Here is a 3,134-nt window from a genome sequence, read left to right as displayed (position 1 = left end):
GTGTGCACGGCTCCGTGCCCCAATATTTCGGCCCCACGGCCCCGGCTGGCCATCACATCCTGCTGCAATTCCTCACCGGTTCGGCGGCTAGGGCTGGTTCGCCGCTTGCGCCCGCCTTACCTATGCTGCGTGGTCGGCGATTTCCCGATCAGGATCGTAGATCACCATTGCTTGAATTCGGTAATGGTGCCACTGCCATCGACGTTGCAGTAGCCGCTGGCGTTTTTGCCGGAGACCTCCCAGTTGAACGAAGCACCGTCCTTCTTCAGATCGGCAACGGTCATTGCGCCCGAGTCGATGTCTTGCTGCAGCGTGGCGCCCGGGCGGACAGTGATATCCGAATTGGGCACATCAAACTGCTCTAGAACCCGGTTCTTGCAGCCGAGGCCGAGCTTGCCGATCACCGCTTCGGTCTCGCTGCCAGCCGCGGCCGGCGGAGCGCCGTCCATGGCACCAGCGCCATCGTCTGCGGGGGCCGCTTCAGGAGCACCATCCATGGCGCCAGCTCCGTCGTCAGCGGGGGCGGCCGGCGCTTCCGCCTGGGCGGGTGCTGGCTGGCTCTGGGCTGCGGGAGCCTCGGTCTGCGCCGCGGGCGCAGGCGTGGCCTCAGGTTTGCTGGCCGAGTCTTCCGTCTTGGCGGCAGGCGCGCTGTCTTTCACCTCTGAGGCCTCCTCAGAGCAAGCCGTCAGAGAGACAACCAAGGAAATTGCGATAAGTCCGTAGAACGCTTTCATGCTTCACCTCTGATTGAAAATCGAAAACCTAAAGAGCACCGTCGTCCGTCATCGACATGACTTCGGCGACGACACCCCTCGAGACAAGACAACGCCATGGGGCCCTGTCCGGTCCCACGCCGACAACAACGAGATTGTTTGCCTCCGACGTTTCGGTGCGTAGCAGCGTTACGTCTCCATTGTTGGTCTTCATCGAGACGGCCTGCAGACAGGCTTGTTCATCCTTTGATGGCATTCCGCCCTTTGCTGCGCTTGCCTTGGCGTCGGTGCTGGCTCCGGCCTTCTGAGGTGCCCCCGTTACGATCATCTCAAGGCGATAGTTCGCAACCTCCTCTCGGCGCGCCGCACTTCGCATCATGTAGACACGGATCTTATAAGCGCCGCTCTTCGGTAGCGTCCCTTCGAACTGTTTGCCGCTGGTGGAACCAACGAACATAGCCACTGTGTTCTCACCCGGAGCCAAGATGTTGAAGTAATTGGCACCATTGTCCGTGGCCATGCTGACATTCATCTGTTGGCCCTTGCTGGCCTCAAGAACGTAGTCGACGCCCTCGTAACCTTTGATCTTGCCCTTGATGGTGGCGCTGCTTGCGCCGTGCTTGAAGTGAACTTTTTCAGTGCGGATCTCCTCGCGGGCGAGTACCGGCGAAACCATGAAGGCAAGGAGTGCCGCAATCAGGAGAGGCGTACATGTCAAGGCTTGGAGCATCTTGAGATCTTATCCATCGTATCGATACAGAAACACGAAATGTCTGAGACCGCCTGATTATTGTCCAATTGTGGCGCAAATTACGCCCGTCTTACGACAACATACCGAGGGGTTGAAATGGGATCAGGCTTTGATAGACGGGCGATTCTCAAAGGAACTTTAGCAACGGCAGCCATGAGTCTAGCCGCATTCGATGTGATTGCGGTTGCCGCCCGAGAAGTCGCAAATCTGAAACCAGGCGAGTTCCTGTGGATGCCAGAGAAGTCGCCGAGCGGCCCGGTCGCCATCATCGTGTCCCTGCCTGACCAACTCGTACACGTTTATCGCGGCGGCGTCCGCATCGGGCTTTCGACGTGCTCGACGGGCAAAAAGGGTCACTCCACTCCGACCGGGGTCTTCACCATCCTTGAGAAAGACAAGCACCATCGATCGAGCACCTACAACAATGCGCCGATGCCGAACATGAACCGGCTCACGTGGAAGGGGGTCGCACTGCACGCGGGCAACCTTCCAGGCTACCCGGCTTCACATGGGTGTGTTCGGCTGCCGCTCAAGTTTTCCGAATTACTGTTTACTGTCACGCATGTGGGCACGCCGGTCATCATCGCCAACGACCACAGCGAGCTGGCTTCTGTGACCCATCCCGGACCGATCCTGTCTTCTCTCGCCGCAAAGGAGATGAACACATCCGTTAGAAGTCTCAAAAAGAAGAAGTTGCCCCCTAAGGAGCGACACGAAAACATGCAGCACGCGGTTTCTCTATTGGTTAGCCGCACCGATCGGGAGCTGTATGTGCTCCAAGACGGGAACGTCATCACGAAGGGACCCATCAAGATCCATCGCCCCAACGAGCCGTTCGGATCACACGTGTTTGTCTTGGTAGCGCCTCATCAGAATGGCCGTTCGGCCAGCTGGCATGCGATCCGGCACACGGCGGGGCCAAACGCGTCTGCCGAAGACCTCATTGGACGTATTCAATCTGACGAGAAGCTTGCCAAACAGATTGCTGGTCTCATGCATCCTGGCTTGGTCCTGGTAATGACCGATGCGCCTTTGCACTCTACCACGCGGTCCAAGCGCGGCTTTGTCGTCATGGCTCACGGTTAGGTTTGGCACTCCTTAAGCGCAACGGCGCCGCAGTTTGCTGGAACCGGAAGCTAGTGACGGCTTAAGACATAGCCGGCCAGCCATATCAGGCCGGCATTCGAGGCCATCGCTACCGCAAGCAGGGCGACGTTTAGGGCGGAGGATTGCTATCCGACAAGCTGTGTCAGCAGGTAGCTCCAAGGCACGCCAAGCAGCATCGCTGGAATGGCAGACAAGGGATCAGGTGGGATCCAGCCGGCAGCGCTCATGGGTATAGCCGCCAGGAACGCACCGAGCGTCTAGACACTAGTAACCAACATCAAGCGAGAAGGATCTGAATTATGTCTGTGCTCAAAGTCATTGAACTGATGGGTGACTCCGACAAGAGTTGGGAGGACGCCGCTCAAGAGGCTGTGACCGAGGCCGCAAAATCCGTCAAACACATCCGCTCTGTTTGGGTCAAGGACCACGCGGCGACTGTCGAAGGTGGCAAGATCAAACGGTATCGTGTCACATGCAAAGTTACGTTCGAGGTTGAGAGCTAGCAGAGGTCTTGCCCAGTTCCGGGACAAAACTTGGCTCCGTGGCGGACGCCCCCAAGGCGT

At 58.3% G+C, this 3,134-nt stretch carries 4 protein-coding genes; 2 read left to right on the top strand and 2 right to left on the bottom strand.

The genetic code is table 11. The annotated features are described in order from the left end of the window. Positions 1–161 precede the first annotated feature (161 nt). Together WBQ77_RS01910 and WBQ77_RS01905 are read right to left on the bottom strand one after the other, a co-directional pair. Positions 162–734, bottom strand: a complete 573-nt coding sequence (locus WBQ77_RS01910; RefSeq protein WP_424058693.1) for a hypothetical protein — start codon at positions 732–734, stop codon at positions 162–164. Positions 735–762: 28 nt separating this feature from the next. After that, entirely contained in the window at positions 763–1,443 is a 681-nt protein-coding gene (locus tag WBQ77_RS01905; protein WP_424042360.1) for a hypothetical protein, read from the bottom strand. Positions 1,444–1,617: 174 nt separating this feature from the next. Here WBQ77_RS01905 and WBQ77_RS01900 point away from each other — a divergent pair, with 174 nt between their 5' ends. Further along, entirely contained in the window at positions 1,618–2,550 is a 933-nt protein-coding gene (locus WBQ77_RS01900) for a L,D-transpeptidase (protein WP_424042362.1), read from the top strand. A 320-nt stretch (positions 2,551–2,870) separates the two neighbouring features. After that, positions 2,871–3,074, top strand: coding sequence for a dodecin family protein (locus WBQ77_RS01895; protein WP_424058691.1), 204 nt, complete (start codon positions 2,871–2,873; stop codon positions 3,072–3,074). The last annotated feature ends 60 nt before the right edge of the window (positions 3,075–3,134 follow it).

This window comes from Methyloceanibacter sp. (genome assembly GCF_049590335.1).
Lineage (GTDB): Bacteria > Pseudomonadota > Alphaproteobacteria > Rhizobiales > Methyloligellaceae > Methyloceanibacter.
Note: the sequence above shows the minus strand (reverse complement) of the source record. Positions and strands in the feature narration are given on the sequence as shown.

Excerpts from the sequence above, each read along its gene's own strand:
- WBQ77_RS01910 (WP_424058693.1), bottom strand. The coding sequence starts at position 734 with ATGAAAGCGTTCTACGGACTTATCGCAATTTCCTTGGTTGTCTCTCTG.
- WBQ77_RS01905 (WP_424042360.1), bottom strand. The coding sequence starts at position 1,443 with ATGCTCCAAGCCTTGACATGTACGCCTCTCCTGATTGCGGCACTCCTT.
- WBQ77_RS01900 (WP_424042362.1), top strand. The coding sequence starts at position 1,618 with ATGAGTCTAGCCGCATTCGATGTGATTGCGGTTGCCGCCCGAGAAGTC.
- WBQ77_RS01895 (WP_424058691.1), top strand. The coding sequence starts at position 2,871 with ATGTCTGTGCTCAAAGTCATTGAACTGATGGGTGACTCCGACAAGAGT.